The sequence below is a fragment of the Leucobacter tardus genome (assembly GCF_017583045.1).
GTDB lineage: Bacteria > Actinomycetota > Actinomycetes > Actinomycetales > Microbacteriaceae > Leucobacter > Leucobacter tardus.
Map to the genome: position 1 here is coordinate 620189 of NZ_JAGFBF010000005.1, position 16662 is coordinate 636850.

The window sequence follows — 16662 nt, forward strand, 5'->3', positions numbered from 1 at the left end:
GTCTACGACTCCATACCGCACAGAATTCATCTTTCATGCGTGAAACCCGAATATGCTGCACAATCGGATGGTACAAACCGCGTCGAATATGTTTCAAAGGAGCACGCATGCGCGTCGGAATCCCCACCGAGATCAAGAACAACGAGAACCGCGTCGCGATCACGCAGGCGGGGGTCTTCGAACTCGCTCGACGCGGGCACGACGTGCTCGTGCAGGCCGGAGCCGGTCTGGGATCGGCCATCACCGATGAGGAGTACGTCTCCGCCGGTGCGACCATCGTGGAGGGCGCGGACGAGGTCTGGGCGCAGTCGGAGATGATCCTGAAGGTCAAGGAGCCGATCGCCGCCGAGTACGCGCAGATGCGCAAGGACCAGGTGCTCTTCACCTACCTGCACCTCGCGGCATCGCGCGACTGCACGGATGCCGTACTCTCCTCGGGCACCACCGCGATCGCCTACGAGACGGTGCAGCTGCCGAACCGCGGCCTGCCGCTGCTCGCCCCCATGTCCGAGGTCGCCGGGCGCCTGTCCGCACAGGTCGGCGCCTACAGCCTCATGAAGGCCAACGGCGGCCGTGGCGTGCTGCTCGGCGGCGTCACCGCGACGCGTCGCGGCAAGGTCGTCGTGATCGGCGGCGGCGCCGCCGGAGAGCAGGCGGCGCGCATCGCCTTCGGCATGGGTGCCGAGGTCACGGTCATCGATATCTCGATCCCCCGCCTCAAGCAGCTCGAGGACGAGTTCTCCGGTCGCATCCAGACCCGAACCTCGAACGCCCACAACATCACCGAGGCCCTCAAGGAGGCCGACCTGGTCATCGGTTCGGTGCTGATCCCTGGCGAGAAGGCGCCGAAGCTCGTCACGGATGAGATGGTGTCGCAGATGAAGCCGGGTTCGGTGCTCGTCGACATCGCGATCGACCAGGGCGGGTGCTTCGAGCACTCGCGCCCCACCACCCACGACGACCCCACGTTCCCGGTGCACAACTCGATCTACTACTGCGTCGCGAACATGCCGGGCGCTGTTCCCGAGACGTCGACTGCAGCGCTCACCAACGCGACCCTTCCCTACGTGGTCGCGGTGGCGGACAAGGGCTGGGTCAAGGCGCTGCAGGACGACGCTTCGCTCGCCAAGGGCCTGAACGCCCACGACGGCGTCCTCACCTACCGCGGCGTCGCCGACGCATTCCCCGAGCTCGCCTACTCACCCGTCGACGAGGTGCTCGCCGCGAACGCGTAGCCGATCCGCGTCGTTTCCGGAGAAGCCCGTCCAGCCGACAGAGTTCGGCCGGGCGGGCTTCTCCCGTTCCCGCACGGGCGTAGGCTGGTGGGTATGGATCTGAAGTTCTCCTTCAACGGCGGCTCGAGCGACGGGGACGCGCACGACCACGGACACGCGACCGGCGCCCCCGCAGCGCAGGGCATTCCCCTGCCGTTCACGACCGGCCCGTCGTCGACGAGCAGCGTGCTCGAGATCCAGGTGCGACGCGAACCGGCTGCCCTCGTGGCTGAAGCCGTCTCCGGCGACGGCGTGACCTACGCGCGCGCTCAGGTCTCTGATAGCGGCGGCGTCCTGGCGAACACCGTGCGCTCCGCGATCTCGCGCGCCGTCGCCGAACTCGAGGGCCCGCTCGGTGAAGCGGTGACCGGCATCACCATCGCGGTGGGCGATGAGGGTCCCGATGTGATCGCCACGCTCTTCCCGACCGCGCGCGAGTCCGAGAACGGTGCCGTCGAGTTCGTCACCGATGACGCCTTCCAGCGCCGCACCGGGGTGAGCGCCGGAACGCCGGTCACCCTCGCCTCCGCCTGACCGCACCCGACGGGCCGAGCCCGTCCGATCAGGTGCGCCCGGTCACCTCCGTTGGAAGCGGAGGATGCGCTCGAGCGCTTCGACGATCGCCGGTTCTCCGGCCGCGTACGAGAGCCGCACCGCACGGTCCCCCGCCACCGGATCGAAGTCGAGACCGGGGACCACGGCGACGTCCGCGCGTTCGAGAAGTTCGGCCGCGTACCCCGTTGCCGACCCGAACCGCTCCAGCTGGGGTCCGAGGTCGGAATAGTAGTAGAAGGCCCCGTCCGCGGGCGCAGCGACGCCCCAGTCCAGGTCGCGTTCGGCATCGAGGATCAACTGCCTCGCCCGGGCGAAGTCGGCGACGATCGCGTCGCGTTCGGCGTACGTCTCCGGCGTGAAGGCGGTGAGCGCCATCTCTTGCGCGGGCGCCGGCGGGGAGAGCGCGAAGTTCGAGGCGAGCGCCTCCATCGGCGCGATGAGATCTTCGGGGAGCAGCGCCCACCCGAGCCGCCAGCCGGTCATGCCCCAGTACTTCGAGAAGGAATTGATGACGATGGCGCCCGGGTCGAGCGCGCGGGCGCTGACACCGCGGCGATCGGGGTCGGCAGGGTCGCCGAACGTGATGCCGTGATAGATCTCGTCGCTGATGAGTCTCACGCCGCGCGCACCGCACCAGGAGACGAGGTCGGTGAGCTCGTCACGGCCGAGCATGGTGCCGGTCGGGTTGGCCGGCGACGCGATCACGAGTCCGCGCAGGGCCCCGAACTCGACCTCGGCAGCGTCGAGCAAAGCCGGGGTGGGCTGATACCGCGTTTCGGGACCGGTCTGCAGTTCGATCACCTGCACGCCGAGCGCGGTGAGAATATTCCGGTATGCCGGGTACCCGGGACTCGCGAGCGCGACCCGATCCCCCGGGTTGAACGCTGCGAGGAAGACCAGTTGGAATGCGCCGGACGATCCCGTGGTCACGGCGACGGAGGCGGGATCGACGGCGACGCCGTACCAGCCCCGGTAATGGCCGGCGATCGCCTCCCGCAACGGCGCCGTGCCGAGCGGCCCCGTATACCCGGCCGGCTGCAGCGATCCGGGTACCGGACGCGCACTCGGCTCCCCCGCGCACAGGGAGACGACGTCGTGACCAGCGGCCCGGCGTCGTGCGATGGCGTCGGTGATGCGCATGACCTGGAACGGGGGAATGCGCGACCGATCCGACGGAGCGGGGGGCGGGGCAGAGTGCGGCGTCGACGACGGGTCCATGGCACCACGGTACCGGCTCATCCGGCTTCCGTCAGGCGCAGGAACCCGGAGAGCGCTGCGACGCCCTCGGCCGTGGTCGGCAGGCCATCGCCGAGGGTCGCGGATCCCACGAGGTGCGTCGCCCACTGCGCACGACTGATCGCGACGTTCAGGCGATTGCGCATGAGCAGAAAGTCGAGACCGCGTGGGGCGTCCTGTGCACTCGACGCGGCGAGACTCACGATCGCGATGACGGCCTCCTGGCCCTGGAACCGGTCGACAGTGCCGACCGGGATCTCGGGCAGTCCCGCCCGCTCCAACGCCTCGACGAGGCACTCGACCTGCGCGTTGTACGCGGCCACCACGATGATGTCGCGCGGCGCAACCGCGTCGCTCTCGAGGGCGTGACGCGCGATCCGCACGACTTCGGCGGCTTCTTCGACCGACGACGTCGCGTTGCCCGTGTGCCCCACCGGATGCCAGGTCAGGCCGGGCGGGCCCGCCCCGACGACCTCGCGTCGGGTCGCGGTCGGGTGGGCGACCAGCCGACCGTCGTAGGCCAGTTCGGACACCACCGTCGCGAGCTCGGGCCGCATGCGCCGGGTCTCTGCGAGGAAGTAGCCGAGCTCGGACGGCATCGTGCCGTGGTCGTCGAGCAGCCACCCGAGTGCCGACGTGTCGACCGGCTCGGGATGACTGCCCTGCGAGACCTGCGGGAGCTGCTGGGGGTCGCCCAGGAGGAGCAGGCGCTGCGCTGAGACGGAGGCCGCGATGGTCGGTGCGAGTGAGAACTGACCCGCCTCGTCGATCACGAGGAGGTCGAGGCTGCGTCGTGCGAATCGGGTTTCGTTGCTGAAATCCCAAGCGGTGCCGCCGATCACGCATCCGCGACCGGCCCGCAGGTGCGCCGTCACGAACGAGGCGTGGCCCCCGCGTCTGATCGCGGTGAACGGCAGGTCGTCCGGATCGTCGGGAGTGACCTGCGGGACTTTGCCGACCTGCGCTTTCGGAAGTCCGGCCGCCGTCACGGCGCCCAGTACGTGCTCGACGACCTTGTGCGACTGCGCGACGACGCCGATACGCCATCCGTGCTCCGACACGAGACGCCTGATGACGTGCGCGGCGAGGTAGGTCTTCCCGGTGCCCGGCGGCCCCTGGACGGCGAGCGCGGAACGATCGAGCCGACGCACACTCTCGGTCACCGCGGCGACCGTGCGCGCCTCCTCGTCTCCTGCTGCCGATCGCAGCGCCTCCTCGGTCGCGGCGTCGATGAGCTGACGTCCGCCGACGAGACGCGGCGGCGTCCGCCTCAGCAGGTCGACGACCGGATCCCGAGTCGCTCCGCCCGAGGCGTCGAGATCGAGCGATGCGGAGTACGCGCTCCCCCACTCTTCAATCGCGCTCTTCTGCGCTCCCGCCGGCGGCGGAGTTCCGGGTGTGAGTGCGACCGGGAGCCGGTCGTACGGGCGAGTGTCCGGCGGCAGCGTCTCCATCACCGTGACACCATCCGCATGGCGTTCCACCACGGTCACCTCGCGGGCGACCCGAGCGCCCGGAGCGCCACCGCGCTGACGGAACGGCCCGGGATGGTCGTACACCAGGAAGCCGCGCCCGCCGACCTTGACGGTGCTGCCAGGCGCGAAGGTCCCGCCGAGTCTCACGATGCGTCGCTGGGCCCGCGCTCTCGGCGGCACGTGCCATCCTTCGTCGACCCGACTCAGCGCCGCGTCGACGACGAGCACGTCGCGCGTGTCCGCCCACTCCTCGATCGGGTCGATGAGTCGCGCGAAGTGCGCCCACCAGAACGACTTCTGCTCGCGCTGGTGATAGTCGATCGCACTGGCGGCGAGTGCCGTGGCACGGCGGTCCGCGGGGTCCGTCGCAGAAGCGGACTGCTCGGTCAGTCGGGCGCCGATCCGGCTGAGCACGAGTTCGGGGCCGTCCTCCGCCGATTCCTCCGGAGGGTACGGCACGACCCCGTGGTCGACGGCGATGCCGCGCAGCCAGTCCCGAAGTCGCAGGGTGGAGACGCAGTCGTAGCGGTTGTAGTCGCCGATGCCGTCGAGCCGACGCTGCCCCTCGGCGCGATCCTCGGGGTTCGCCGAGGCGCGCAGTGCCATCGCATCCGCGTATTCCGCCACGGATTGCGCGCCGCTCGTCACACCGCTCTCGTCGCGCAGCTCCGCCCCCATGTACAGCGGTTCGAGTTTTTTGATCGAGTACGAGCGCGAACCGACGCCGAGTGCGCGGCGCACGATCGGGTACAGATCGACGAGCACGTGGTCGCGCAGGAGCTGATCGACCGCGGCCTCACCGACGCCGTGCCGCGCGGCGATGCTGAGCAGGTGGGTGCGCTCGTAGGCCGCGTAGTGGTAGATGTGCATGCCGGGAAATCGCCGGCGTCGCTCGCCGACGAGATGCAGAAAGCGCTCGAGGGCGCGTCGTTCCTCGTCGAGATCGTGCGCCCAGATGGGGGTGAACTGCTGAGCGGAATCGACCATGCCGAAGAGGTAGTCGATGCCCCACTTGCCCGTGCGATCGCGGAAGAGCGGATCACCCTCGAAGTCGAAGAACAGGTCGCCCGGATCCGGCTCGGGGATCGCGGCGAGCGCCGACGCGTCGTGAGTCTCCACGACGAGCACTCTCTCGCGCTCAGTGCGCACTTGGGCCGTCGCCTGAGCCGCGAGCCTCGCGACGGCAGCAGTCGGCATACCATCGACCTGACCTCCGCTCCACTGTGCGACCTCGTCGATCGTCGCGTACCCGGCAGCGACGAGTCGGTCGCGTTGGGACGCGCGGATGCCCGCGATGAGCAGCGGATCCCGCGTCCGTTCGATCTCGGGTTCACAGACCTCGCACCGGCCGCACCGCGTGATCCCCGGCTCCGTCCAGTCGATGGGCGCGGACGCGGCGACGCGAGCGAGCAGCACCTCGTGAAGTCGGGCCCGCCGGGCACGGAACACGGGCGCGATGTCCGCGATCCGGTGCTCGGATCGGGATCCGTCGCCGAGGATCAGCGCAGCGTTCGCGGCGACGGGAACCCCCACTCGCTCGAGTTGCTCGGCGTACGCCGCGAGCTGCATCAGCGCCGTGACCTTCGCGCGACGAGCGAGCTTCGTATCCTGCACCTCGTACCGGCCTTCGGCGGTTCGCACGAGAAAGTCGGCGAACCCGACGAATGCGATCTCGGGTTCGTCCGCGTGCTGAGGTGCGCGCTGTACCGGCTCGAAGAAGGTCGCCTGGAACACCACATCGGAGCCGGCATGCAGCGCGTGCACCGTCTGCTCGGCGACCTCGACGAGATCGGGTTCGCGCATCGACTCGGGACGAGGAATCTCGACGACCGCGCCCGGACGCGCCCTCCGGTACTCTTCGAGCACGCGCGCCTCATGCGCGTCTCCCAGGCGGGCCGCGCGGGCGAGCATCGGGTCGTCATCCGGTGGAACCTCGACATCGCGACCGAGCTTCGCATCCACGCGGCGCAGAAACGCGAATTCGCATGCGCTGGCGGCGGTGAGATCGCTGGCGCTCGTCACCAGCCGTGCCTGCTGCAGGAACAATCGAGAATCCTCTCTCCGGGTGTCACTCAGACGCTACCGGCACCCACCGACATCGAGGCCGGGTGTCCCGAGTACGCGCGCGTCACGCCTCGGGATCGAGCGGGTCCCCATCGACATAGACCCAGCGCCTGTCGACGCGCGCGAACCGGCTGCGCTCGCGCTGCACGAACCGCGCTCCGTCGACTCTGGCGATCGCGGTGAACGTCACCAGACCCTGGTCGTCGAACGGCCCGCCGGCTGCAGTGCTCTCGATGAGCAGGCGCTGCCACGCGGTGCGCGCATCGATCTCCACGGACTCCGGACGCGTGCTCGGGTGCCAGGACCGCAACAGGTATTCCGAATCACCGATCGCGAACGCGGTATACCGCGACCGCATCAACCGCTCGGCGGTCGAGGCCGCGGTCTCACCGCTCAGGATCGGCCCGCAGCACGCTGCCAACCACACTCCCCGCCCGCACGGGCACTGCATCTCGGTCATATCTTCGGAGCCTACCGGGCGTTCGCCCTGTAGGATGGTGTGCGGCGGTCCCCAGCGACCGCCATCGCGTCGCGAATCTCCGGCAGCCGCAACCCGCGTGCGCCACCAGGTTTTCTGCGGCGAATTGGTGCGCAGCACAGCGCGCCCGCCGAACCACTGCGACGGCCCCGCACCGCCTCCGAGCGTGTGCCGCGCCCGTTCGCGCCCGATCCGAAAGCATCACACGTGACTGACAACACACCCACCTTCGCCGACCTCGGCGTTCCCGCTCCCCTCGCCGATGCGCTGGCGAAGAACGGCAAGACCGAAGCGTTCCCCATCCAGCGCGACACGCTGCCCGACACCCTGCAGGGCCGGGATGTCCTGGGGCGCGGACGCACCGGCTCGGGCAAGACGATCGCCTTCGCGATCCCGCTCGTCGCCAACCTCACCGAGGATGCGGACGCGAAGCGTCGCCGTAACCGTCCGCGCGCCATCGTGCTCGCCCCGACCCGCGAACTCGTCACTCAGATCGCCGAAACGGTGAAGCTGCTCGCCGATCCGGTGAAGATCCGCGTGACCACCATCTTCGGCGGCGTCTCCCAGCGCCGACAGGAAGAAGTGCTCGAGCGCGGCGTCGACATCGTCGTCGCCGCACCCGGACGCCTCGACGACCTCATGAAGCAGGGACTCGTCGACCTCAGCGGCGTCGAGATCACTGTCCTGGACGAGGCCGACCACATGGCCGACATGGGCTTCCTGCCCGTCGTCACCCGCATCCTCAACAAGACCCCGAAGGTCGGACAGCGCCTGCTCTTCAGCGCGACCCTCGACAACGGGGTCGACAAAATCGTCAAGAAGTACCTGCACGACCCGATCCTGCACTCCGTCGACTCCGCCGAGTCACCGGTGCCGCAGCTCACCCACCACGTCTTCGAGGTCGGTGACAAGGATGACAAGGACGCGCTCATCGAGGCGCTCGCCTCCGGCACCGGTCGCCGCATCATGTTCACCCGCATGAAGCACCAGGCCAAGCGCCTCGCGAAGAAGCTCACCTCAGCGGGGATCCCCGCCGTCGAACTGCAGGGCAACCTGTCGCAGAACGCGCGTGACCGCAACCTCGCCGAGTTCGTGAACGGCGACGCGCGCGTGCTCGTCGCCACCGACGTCGCCGCGCGCGGCGTCCACGTCGACGGCGTCGAACTGGTCGTGCACATCGATCCGCCCGTCGAGCACAAGGCATACCTGCACCGCTCCGGCCGCACGGCGCGCGCCGGCGCGGAAGGCGACGTGGTCACCCTCGTGCTCCCGGAGCAGCGCGGCGAGATGAAGCAGCTGATGCGCGCCGCGAAGATCCGCGTGACGCCGCGTCGAGTCAACCCGAACGCGCGAGAGGTCGACCCCGAAGTGCTCGCACTCATCGGAGACGTCGCACCGCGGGTCGATCCCCGCGTGACCGAGCACCGCCGCTCAGAAGCGCAGACCGCGCAGCAACGCGCAGCGGGCGGCAACGCCAGCGCACCCGGCCAGGGCAAGTCCCAGGGCGCCAACGCCAAGCGCAAGCGCTCACGCGGCGGACGCGGACGCGGACAGGCTCAGGGCGGCGACGGCCAGGGTTCGGGTCAGCAGCGCTCGGGTCAGCAGCGCCAGGGCGAGGGTCAGGGGCGCGGCCAGGGCGGCCAGGGTCGCGGTGGTCAGGGCGGCCAGGGTCGCGGAGGCCAGGGCCAGGGCGCCCGTGGACAGGGCGGCCAGGGCCAGAGCGGTCGCGGTCAAGGTCAGAGCCAAGGCGGCGAAGGCCAGGGCGGCCGCCGTCGCTCGGGCCGTCGCGCGCAGAGCTCGGGCGGCACCGTCTACTCGACGAGCTCCTCGGGCGCGTAGCCCGCGGCGCGGGCACCCCGCCGCGTGCGCCCCGCCGCGTGCGCCGAGATTGCACTTTTGCGGGCTTCAGCCGACGCGAAAGGCGTGAAACTGCAATCTCGGCGGGGGTTGGGCGTGGGCGCGCGGCGGGCACGCGCACGGGTCGGGCGCGGCACGGGCACGCAACGGCGCACGCGCGCCGGGCACGCACGCACGCGCCCGGCGCGCGCGGACGTAAGATGAGCGCATGGCGCTTCCGCTCCCCGGCACCCTCACGGGCCGACTCGTCACGCTCGAGCCGCTCAGCCACGCCCACCACGACGGACTCGTGGATGCGGCGCGCGACGGCGAGTTGTGGAACCTCTGGTACACCGCGGTCCCGACTCCCGATGGCATGGGCGCCGAGATCGACCGCCGTCTGAGCCTGCAAGATTCGGGGTCGATGATCCCGTTCACGTCCCGCCGCAACGACACCGGTGCGATCATCGGCATGACGACGTTCATGAACATCGATGCGGGGGTTCCCCGTGTGGAGATCGGCTCGACGTGGAACGCGGTGAGCGCTCAGGGGTCGGGCACGAATCCCGACGCGAAGCTGCTCATGCTGGAGCACGCGTTCGACACGTGGGGGTGCCCGGCGGTCGAGTTCCGCACGGACTTTCACAATGTGCAGTCGCGCGCCGCGATCGAGCGTCTCGGAGCGCGACAGGACGGGGTGCTCCGTGCGCATCTGCGCATGCCGGGATACTTGCGGGACACCGTCGTCTTCTCGATCACCGCCCCGGAGTGGGCAGGGGTGCGCGTCGGGCTGGAACGACGAATCGAGCGACACATCGGGCGCCGGTTGGCGCAGAGCACCCCCGAGACGGCAGAATAGGATCAGCACACATGGGCCGCCGTCCGCGGTCCCGAATCACACGCGAGGAGAACCCGACGTGAAGACCCGCACCCGCATCGCCACCGCAGTGACGACCGCCCTGCTCTCGCTGTTCGTGGCAGCGCCGGCGTTCGCGGCCGAAGGCGGACACGGCGGCAACGATCTCGACAGCATGTTCTCCCGCGCGAACGACTCATTCCAGTACGGCGCCATCTTCGCGGTCATCATCATCCTCGCGGTGATCGTGATCGCCACCTCGATCGTGGTCGGCCGCCTGTTCGACAAGCAGGACTGACCGGCACGACCGTGCGGTCACCGACGCGCGGTCGGAGACGCTCCAGGAACGCGCAGAGCGCGGCGGCCCCACTGGGCTGCCGCGCTCTGCGCGTCTGAGAGCCGGACTCAGACCGTCGAACCGATGGACGGCTCGTGGGTGGCGAGCAGGTCGGCGTAGGTCTCGCGGCGGGCGACGAGTCGCGATCCCCCGTCACCGACGAAGACGATCGCCGGTTTGAGCGCACCGTTGTAGTTGTTCGCGAGCGTGTATCCATACGCTCCGGTCGTGGCGAGTACGACGAGGTCGCCGACGTTCGCCTCGGGCATCGGCGCACCGTCGACCAGCAGGTCGCCCGACTCGCACTGGCGGCCCACCAGCTGCACCGATTCGGACCAGTCGTCCGCGAGCCGGTTCGCGAGCACCGCCTCGAAGCGCTGGCCGGTGAGTGCAGCGTCCATCTGATCCGCGAGGCCGCCGTCGACGGCGACGAACGTCCGTCCGGTCCGTTTGACCGAGGTCACCCGGTAGAGCGTCACCCCGGCGCGTGCGACGAGCGATCGTCCCGGCTCGATGAGGAGGCGCGCGTCGGGGTGCAGGTGCTCCCTTGCGGCCGCGACGATGGCATCGAGGTACGCGTCGACGGAGGGGGCGTCGTCGGTGGTGGTGTACTTGACGCCGAGTCCACCGCCCACGTCGTAGGTGCGGAACGCCGTTCCACCCGAGACGTCGTCCGTCACGTTCGAGAGCTTCGAGACGGCTTCGGCGAACTGCGCGACGTCGAGGATCTGCGAGCCGATGTGCAGGTGCACTCCCGCGAAGTCCATGAGCGGGTGGGCGCGCATGCGCGCGATCGCCTCGGCCGCCTGGTCGAGCGGCAGCCCGAACTTCGACTCGGCCCCGCCAGTCGCCTGCGAGGCGTGCGTCTTCGCCGCGACGCCGGGGATCACGCGCAACAGCAGCTGCTGAGGCATCGATGCGCGTGCACCCGTGTGCTGCGGCAGCAGACGCTCGAGCCGGTCCAGTTCGTCGGCGTTGTCGACGATGATGGTGTCGATGCCCGCCTCGAGCGCCATCGCGAGCTCCGCATCGGTCTTCGCGTTGCCGTGCATGTGGATGCGGGCCGGGTCGACGCCTGCGGCCAGCGCCATCTGCAGCTCTCCACCGCCGGCCACATCGACCGACAGGCCCTCCTCCTGCGCCAGACGATACATGCCGACCGCCGGAAAGGACTTCGAGGCGAAGAGCACTTCGGAGTTCGGCCATCGTTCACGCAGTCCCTCGGTGAAGCGGCGGATCTGCCGCCGCAACCCGACTTCGTCGTAGACGTAGAGCGGCGTTCCGTACTGCTCGGCCAGCTCCGTGACGGTCACCCCGCCGATGCTGAGCACCTCGGGCGTCGCGTCGTCGATCGCGGCGTTCTCGGGAAGGATCGACCACAGCGCATCGAGCGAGGGGGCGGGTACCGGTGTCACGTGTCCTCCGTGAGTGTCGATGTGGAACGGCGCGGAGCGCCGGGGCTGGACGCCAGTCGCCTCACTGGGTCCCGGCGCGGGCGGCGTAGGCCTCGGCGGCTCGTCGCGGCACGAGGACCACGGGCACGGGCGCGTGCCGCACGATCTTCATGGCGTGCGAGCCAAGCGAGATGCGCGCGAGCGGGCCGAGGCTGCTCGAGCCGACGAGCAGTACCTCAGCCGCGCGCCAGCCGACCGCGCTGATCGCGTCGGCCCAGGTGTCGCCGGCGCCGACGACGACATCGACGGATCGGGGTCGTTCGGCGAACTCGGCGATGTCGGCGAGGATCTCCTCGGTGTGGGCGCGGATCACCTCGGCCCACTCGTCGATGACGTCCTCCTCGACGGTGAACCCGATAGCCGCCTCGGTGACCGCCTGCGGACGCGTCGCGAACGAGGCGACGCGGAAGTCTGCGCCGGCGTCCGCAGCCACGGCGGCCGCTCCGAGCACGAGCTCGGCAGAGGTCTCGGAGCCGCTGTAGGCCGCGGTGACCCGCTCGAGGCGATCCTTCGGGCCTGCGGTGAAGCCGTGGGGGGCGATCGCGACCGGCACGTCGGCGCTCTGCAGGAGACCGGTCGATACCGAGCCGACCGCGATGACCCCCTCGACCGCGACACCCGCGGCACCGACGACGAGTCGCACGGCACCGTGCGCCGCAGCCGCGTCGAGCAGCCCGCGGCGCGCCGAGGATGCGGTGCGCGTCTCGTACGTCGCGGTGAGGTCGGCCGGCACGAGGGCGCGGGCCTCGTCGAGCACGGCGTCGGCTCCGGCGACGAGCGCCTCCTGCACCGCGGCGTCTCGACGACCGATGCGCGGCGGCCAGGTCGAGGCGCAGATCGATACGACGACGAGTTCCTGACGGTATGACCGGGCGAGGAGGACGCCGAGGTGCACGGGCGCGCTGGCCGAGTGCCCCGGGGCGACTCCGACGACGATACTCACAGCGCGTCCTCCGTTCGGGTGTCGATGGGTCGGTGCGCCAGCGCCGAGTTCTTTCGTCCGGTGAAGAAGTACCAGACGAGGACGATCGCGGTCCAGATGACGAAGACGATGATGGTGATGGGACGCAGATCCTTGATGATCCAGAGGCATCCGATGATCGACAGGATCGGGATCACGGGGTACAGCGGCACGCGGAACGATCGGTCGAGGTCGGGTTCGCGCCGCCGCAGGACGATCACCGCGATCGACACGACGAGGAACGCGGCGAGGGTGCCGATGCTCGTCATCTCGGCCAGGAAGTTGATCGGCAGGACTCCGGCGAGCACGGAGACGATGGCCGCGACGATGATGGTGTTCGCGACCGGGGTCTTGGTGCGCGGGTGGACCCGCTGGAAGATCTTCGGCGCCATGCCGTCGCGCGACATCGCAAAGAGGATGCGTGTCTGCCCGTAGAGCACCACAAGGGTGACGCTGAAGATGGAGATCACCGCGCCGGCCGCGACGACCGTGCCGGGCCAGCTCGCGCCGACGATGTTCTCGAGGATCGCGGAGAGCCCGGCGGACTGGCCGGCGAATTTATCCGTCTCCTGCGCGCCGAGTCCCGTGAGCGCGACGAGCACGTAGACGGTGGTCACGATGACGAGCGCCGAGATGAGGGCGATCGGCAGGTTGCGACGCGGATTCTTGGCCTCATCGCCCGCGGTGGCGACGGCATCCAAGCCGACGAAGGAGAAGAAGATGAGGCCGGCACCGGTCATCACCCCGGCGAAGCCGAAGGGCGCGAAGTTCGCAAAGTGATCGGCGTTCCATCCGGTCATGCCGACGGCGATGAAGAAGAGGAGCACCGCGATCTTGATGACCACCATGATCGTGTTCGTGATCGCGGAGTGCGAGGTGCCGCGGATGAGGATGAACGCGCACATCGCGATGAGTGCGATGGCGGGCAGGTTGACGACACCGCCCTCCTCGGGAGCGTAGGACAGGGCGTGAGGCAGCTGCACGCCGAAGAGGTTGTTGAGCAGCTGGTTCACGTACTGGGACCAGCCCACCGCGACGGCCGCCGTGGAGACGCCGTACTCGAGCAGCAGGCACGCCGCGACACCCATGGCGGGGAGCTCCCCGAGCGTCGTGTAGGCGTACGAGTAGGAGGATCCGGACACCGGCACCGCCCCCGCGAGCTCGGCGTAGCAGAGCACCGAGAGCCCGGCCACCACGCCCGCGATGATGAACGACCAGATGACCGCTGGGCCGGCGATCGGCACCGCTTCGGACAGGATAAAGAAAATTCCGGTGCCGATGGTGCCGCCCACGCCGATCATCGTCAACTGGAACAGTCCGATGCTGCGCTTCAGCTCGCTTCCCTCGGCACCCGGCTTCGGCACGGGTTTCACTCGGAACAGCTGCTGGCGCAGCGGCACCGTGGGGCTCGGTGTGGTCATGTGGTGCGACTTCCTTGTCTCGTGGAGCCGAAAAACGGCAGGAGTCGTTGCGGCCGCCGGGCGGCGACCACAACATCGTAGTGCGTCAGACGCGGTCGTTCTTGACGACGCGGAACCGTGACACCGCGGGGTCGGCGGCGCCGCGGACGTACCCGGTCGGCGAGGCGGCGACGGCCTGAAGGAAGGCGACGGTCTCGGCGGTGATCTCTTCGCCGGGAATGACGTTCGGGATCCCGGGCGGGTACGCCGCGAGGGTGTCGGATGAGACGCGTCCGACGGCCTCCGCCGCGGGGACGAGCTCCGTCTCCCCCAGGAACCCCTCGCTCGGGAGCATGCGCAGCTCCCCCGGGACGGGCAGCGCCGGGAAGGCGCCCTCCGCATCGTTGGCGGCGCGCTCGAAGACCGCGGCATCGGATTCGACCGCAGCGACCAGCGCGCGGTAGACGCGGTCGTAGTCGGGCACCTTACCCGCGCCGATCACCGCGACCACCGACGTCGCGGTCGCCATCTCGAAGTAGATGTCGTGCTCGGCGACCATCTGCCGGCGCATCCAGTGCCCCGTCACGCCGCTCGCCGACACGTCGATCGGCACGCGGAGCAGGTCGGTGTCGACGATGTCGTCGAACTGATCGAACACGTCGCTGACGACGCCGAATCGCGGATCCTCACGCAGGCGCTGCCGGAACGCGCGCGCGGCCTCGATCGATCGACCGATCTCCGCCTCACCCGTCGCGAGCGCGTGCCTGGCGATGTCGAGCGAGCCGCTGAGCAGCGCGCTGGTCGAGGTCGACGCGGTCATCGTGAACGCGCGCTCGATGAGCGGCTCCAGGCGGTCGGCGAACGGCCCGTGTCCGAGGTGGAGCATCGCCGACTGCGTCAGCGACCCGCCGAGCTTGTGCGTGCTCGAGATGACGAGGTCCGCGCCGAGACGCGCGGGCGATTCGGGCAGGTCGGCATGAAAACCGAAGTGCGGACCCCAGGCGCCGTCGACGACGAGCGGGGCTCCGTGCGCGTGCGCCACTTCGGCGAGTCCGCGCACGTCGGAGACCGAGCCGAAGTAGCTCGGCGAGATCACGTAGACCGCTGCCGCGGGGCGACCCTGCTCGTCGGCCTCCCGCAGCGCGCGGTCGAGGCTCTCGGGCGAGACCCCGTGCGCCATCCCGTTCACGTGATCCACCGACGGCTGCACGAACGACGGGATGAGACCGGAGACGAGGACGCCGTCGCTGAAGCTCGAGTGGGCGCTCCGCTGCGAGAGCACGCTGCGGCCGAGGCCGCGGATGGCGAGGGCTGCGGTGCGGTTCGCCTGCGAGGCGCCGTTGGTCAGGAACCAGGTGCGCCGTGCGCCCCACGCTTCGGCCGCGAGCTGCAGGGAACGGGTCAGCGGCGGATCCTCTCCGAGGTCGATCCCCTCGATGAGCATCGGCACGTCGAGCTTGAGCGTGCGCTCCCCCATGAAGTCGGCGAGCTTCCGGCTCAGGCCGTCCGCGTCGCCGCCGTGCCCGGGCACCATGAGGTGGACCGGCTGCTGATCGACGAACGCCTGCAGCGCATCGGCGTAGGGCGTCTCCTCCTGCGACAGTTCCGGAGCGTCCTCGGAGACCCGCGCGTCACGGGTGTCGGCGAGCGTGTGGGCAGCGTCGGGAACATCGGCTTCGAGCATGCGACCATCGTCCCGCACCCGAGCACCCCTCGGAACCCCCAAAGTCTCTCCCGCCCGACATATACTCTCTGAAGCAGACCGGTGCTGATCGACCCAGGCACCAGACACAGGAGGACGCCATGATCGACCTCAGACAGCTCGAGGCCCTCCGAGCCGTCGACACGGCAGGGTCGGTGGCCGGGGCGGCGCGCGCGCTGTCGTGGAGTCAACCGACCGTCGACTACCACCTCGCGAACCTCGAACGTCTCATCGGGGCAGCCCTGCTCACCCGGACGTCGCGCGGCAGCACCCTCACGCCGCTCGGCGGCTTCCTGCTCGAGCGCTCGCTCGAGATCCTCGCTCTGTCGGAGCGCGCGCTCGAGGACGCCCGCAGCTACGCCGTCTCCGGACACGCGCGACTGCGGTTCGGCACCTTCCCGACCGCGGCCGCTCGGCTGCTCCCCGATGTCGTCCACGCGCTCGGCGACCAGGGCCTCACCCTCGACGTCACGCTCGCCGAGGTGGCCCCGCTCGTCGCGCACCTCAACCAGAGCGAACTCGACGCCGCGCTGCTCTATTCGGTTCCGGGGTATGAGCTCCCCCTCCGGCCGGGCGTGGAGACGGTGGAGCTCTGGCAGGATCCGCTGTACCTCGCCCTTCCCGATCAGCACCGGCTGGCGGGACGCGCGGCGATCGATCGCGCCGAACTCGTGAGCCTGGCCGACGAGCGCTGGCTTCTCGGGGCGACGCGACAAGACCCCATGGACACCGTCATCATCGACGCGTTCGCCGAAGCCGGACGCACCATCGACGTCTCGATGCGCACCGACGACTTCTCGGTCATGCTCGGCATGATCGCCGCCGGCATGGTGATCGGCCTGGTCTCCCGACTCGCCCGCGAGTCCGAAGCGCCTGGCGTGTCGCTCGTTCCGATCGATGACCCGGTGTTCACCCGGACGCTGCTGCTCGCCACACCGCGCGAGGCGAACCCGAGGCTCCCCCCGACGGCGACGCGTCACGTCACCGACGCCGTGCAGGGGGCGCTGCGCCGGCTCGCCGCGTCCGAGCGCTGA

13 protein-coding genes are annotated in these 16662 nt (G+C 69.8%); 6 read left to right on the forward strand and 7 right to left on the reverse strand.

Translation table 11 applies throughout. The features are described from left to right. The first annotated feature begins 107 nt into the window (after window positions 1–107). Window positions 108–1235 (forward strand): alanine dehydrogenase, encoded by a 1128-nt coding sequence (ald, locus tag J4H85_RS09880; RefSeq protein ID WP_208239185.1) that lies wholly within the window; start codon window positions 108–110, stop codon window positions 1233–1235. A 93-nt stretch (window positions 1236–1328) separates the two neighbouring features. Beyond that, entirely contained in the window at window positions 1329–1808 is a 480-nt protein-coding gene (locus J4H85_RS09885) for a hypothetical protein (RefSeq protein ID WP_208239187.1), read from the forward strand. A gap of 42 nt (window positions 1809–1850) precedes the next feature. Here J4H85_RS09885 and J4H85_RS09890 read toward each other — a convergent pair whose 3' ends face one another. The 3 genes from J4H85_RS09890 to J4H85_RS09900 form a co-directional block, all read right to left on the reverse strand. Then, a complete protein-coding gene (locus J4H85_RS09890) occupies window positions 1851–3068 on the reverse strand; it encodes a pyridoxal phosphate-dependent aminotransferase (RefSeq protein ID WP_372440198.1) in 1218 nt (405 codons plus the stop codon). Further along, window positions 3065–6586, reverse strand: coding sequence for a TM0106 family RecB-like putative nuclease (locus tag J4H85_RS09895; protein ID WP_208239189.1), 3522 nt, complete (start codon window positions 6584–6586; stop codon window positions 3065–3067). Before J4H85_RS09895 ends, J4H85_RS09890 begins: the two co-directional genes overlap by 4 nt. 82 nt (window positions 6587–6668) lie before the next feature. Further along, a complete protein-coding gene (locus J4H85_RS09900) occupies window positions 6669–7064 on the reverse strand; it encodes a YchJ family protein (RefSeq protein ID WP_208239191.1) in 396 nt (131 codons plus the stop codon). Window positions 7065–7289: 225 nt separating this feature from the next. On the opposite strand from J4H85_RS09900, the gene J4H85_RS09905 reads away from it, so the two are divergent. The 3 genes from J4H85_RS09905 to J4H85_RS09915 all read left to right on the forward strand — a co-directional run bounded on the left by J4H85_RS09905 (window position 7290) and on the right by J4H85_RS09915 (window position 10072). Then, window positions 7290–8921: a DEAD/DEAH box helicase gene (locus J4H85_RS09905; protein WP_208239193.1), complete on the forward strand. Its 1632-nt coding sequence runs from the start codon at window positions 7290–7292 to the stop codon at window positions 8919–8921. 226 nt (window positions 8922–9147) lie between these two features. Further along, entirely contained in the window at window positions 9148–9777 is a 630-nt protein-coding gene (locus tag J4H85_RS09910) for a GNAT family N-acetyltransferase (RefSeq protein WP_208239195.1), read from the forward strand. 58 nt (window positions 9778–9835) lie between these two features. Then, complete coding sequence (locus J4H85_RS09915) at window positions 9836–10072, forward strand: TrbC/VirB2 family protein (RefSeq protein ID WP_208239197.1); 237 nt, start codon at window positions 9836–9838, stop codon at window positions 10070–10072. A 107-nt stretch (window positions 10073–10179) separates the two neighbouring features. Here J4H85_RS09915 and lysA read toward each other — a convergent pair whose 3' ends face one another. From lysA to J4H85_RS09935, 4 genes are all read right to left on the reverse strand, one after another. Beyond that, window positions 10180–11526: a diaminopimelate decarboxylase gene (lysA, locus tag J4H85_RS09920; protein ID WP_307863589.1), complete on the reverse strand. Its 1347-nt coding sequence runs from the start codon at window positions 11524–11526 to the stop codon at window positions 10180–10182. Between the two features lie 61 nt (window positions 11527–11587). Then, window positions 11588–12508: a universal stress protein gene (locus J4H85_RS09925; RefSeq protein WP_208239199.1), complete on the reverse strand. Its 921-nt coding sequence runs from the start codon at window positions 12506–12508 to the stop codon at window positions 11588–11590. After that, the gene (locus J4H85_RS09930) at window positions 12505–13947 is read right to left on the reverse strand and encodes an amino acid permease (RefSeq protein ID WP_208239202.1); all 1443 of its coding nucleotides are present in this window, start codon (window positions 13945–13947) and stop codon (window positions 12505–12507) included. Before J4H85_RS09930 ends, J4H85_RS09925 begins: the two co-directional genes overlap by 4 nt. Window positions 13948–14032: 85 nt before the next feature. Then, entirely contained in the window at window positions 14033–15610 is a 1578-nt protein-coding gene (locus J4H85_RS09935) for an aminotransferase class I/II-fold pyridoxal phosphate-dependent enzyme (RefSeq protein ID WP_208239204.1), read from the reverse strand. A 119-nt stretch (window positions 15611–15729) separates the two neighbouring features. On the opposite strand from J4H85_RS09935, the gene J4H85_RS09940 reads away from it, so the two are divergent. Beyond that, window positions 15730–16662, forward strand: a complete 933-nt coding sequence (locus J4H85_RS09940; protein ID WP_208239205.1) for a LysR family transcriptional regulator — start codon at window positions 15730–15732, stop codon at window positions 16660–16662.

What these genes read in the sequence shown, in the direction of transcription:
- ald (WP_208239185.1), top strand. Translation starts at nt 108, where the DNA reads ATGCGCGTCGGAATCCCCACCGAGATCAAGAACAACGAGAACCGCGTC.
- J4H85_RS09885 (WP_208239187.1), top strand. Translation starts at nt 1,329, where the DNA reads ATGGATCTGAAGTTCTCCTTCAACGGCGGCTCGAGCGACGGGGACGCG.
- J4H85_RS09890 (WP_372440198.1), bottom strand. Translation starts at nt 3,068, where the DNA reads ATGAGCCGGTACCGTGGTGCCATGGACCCGTCGTCGACGCCGCACTCT.
- J4H85_RS09900 (WP_208239191.1), bottom strand. Translation starts at nt 7,064, where the DNA reads ATGACCGAGATGCAGTGCCCGTGCGGGCGGGGAGTGTGGTTGGCAGCG.
- J4H85_RS09910 (WP_208239195.1), top strand. Translation starts at nt 9,148, where the DNA reads ATGGCGCTTCCGCTCCCCGGCACCCTCACGGGCCGACTCGTCACGCTC.
- J4H85_RS09930 (WP_208239202.1), bottom strand. Translation starts at nt 13,947, where the DNA reads ATGACCACACCGAGCCCCACGGTGCCGCTGCGCCAGCAGCTGTTCCGA.
- J4H85_RS09935 (WP_208239204.1), bottom strand. Translation starts at nt 15,610, where the DNA reads ATGCTCGAAGCCGATGTTCCCGACGCTGCCCACACGCTCGCCGACACC.
- J4H85_RS09940 (WP_208239205.1), top strand. Translation starts at nt 15,730, where the DNA reads ATGATCGACCTCAGACAGCTCGAGGCCCTCCGAGCCGTCGACACGGCA.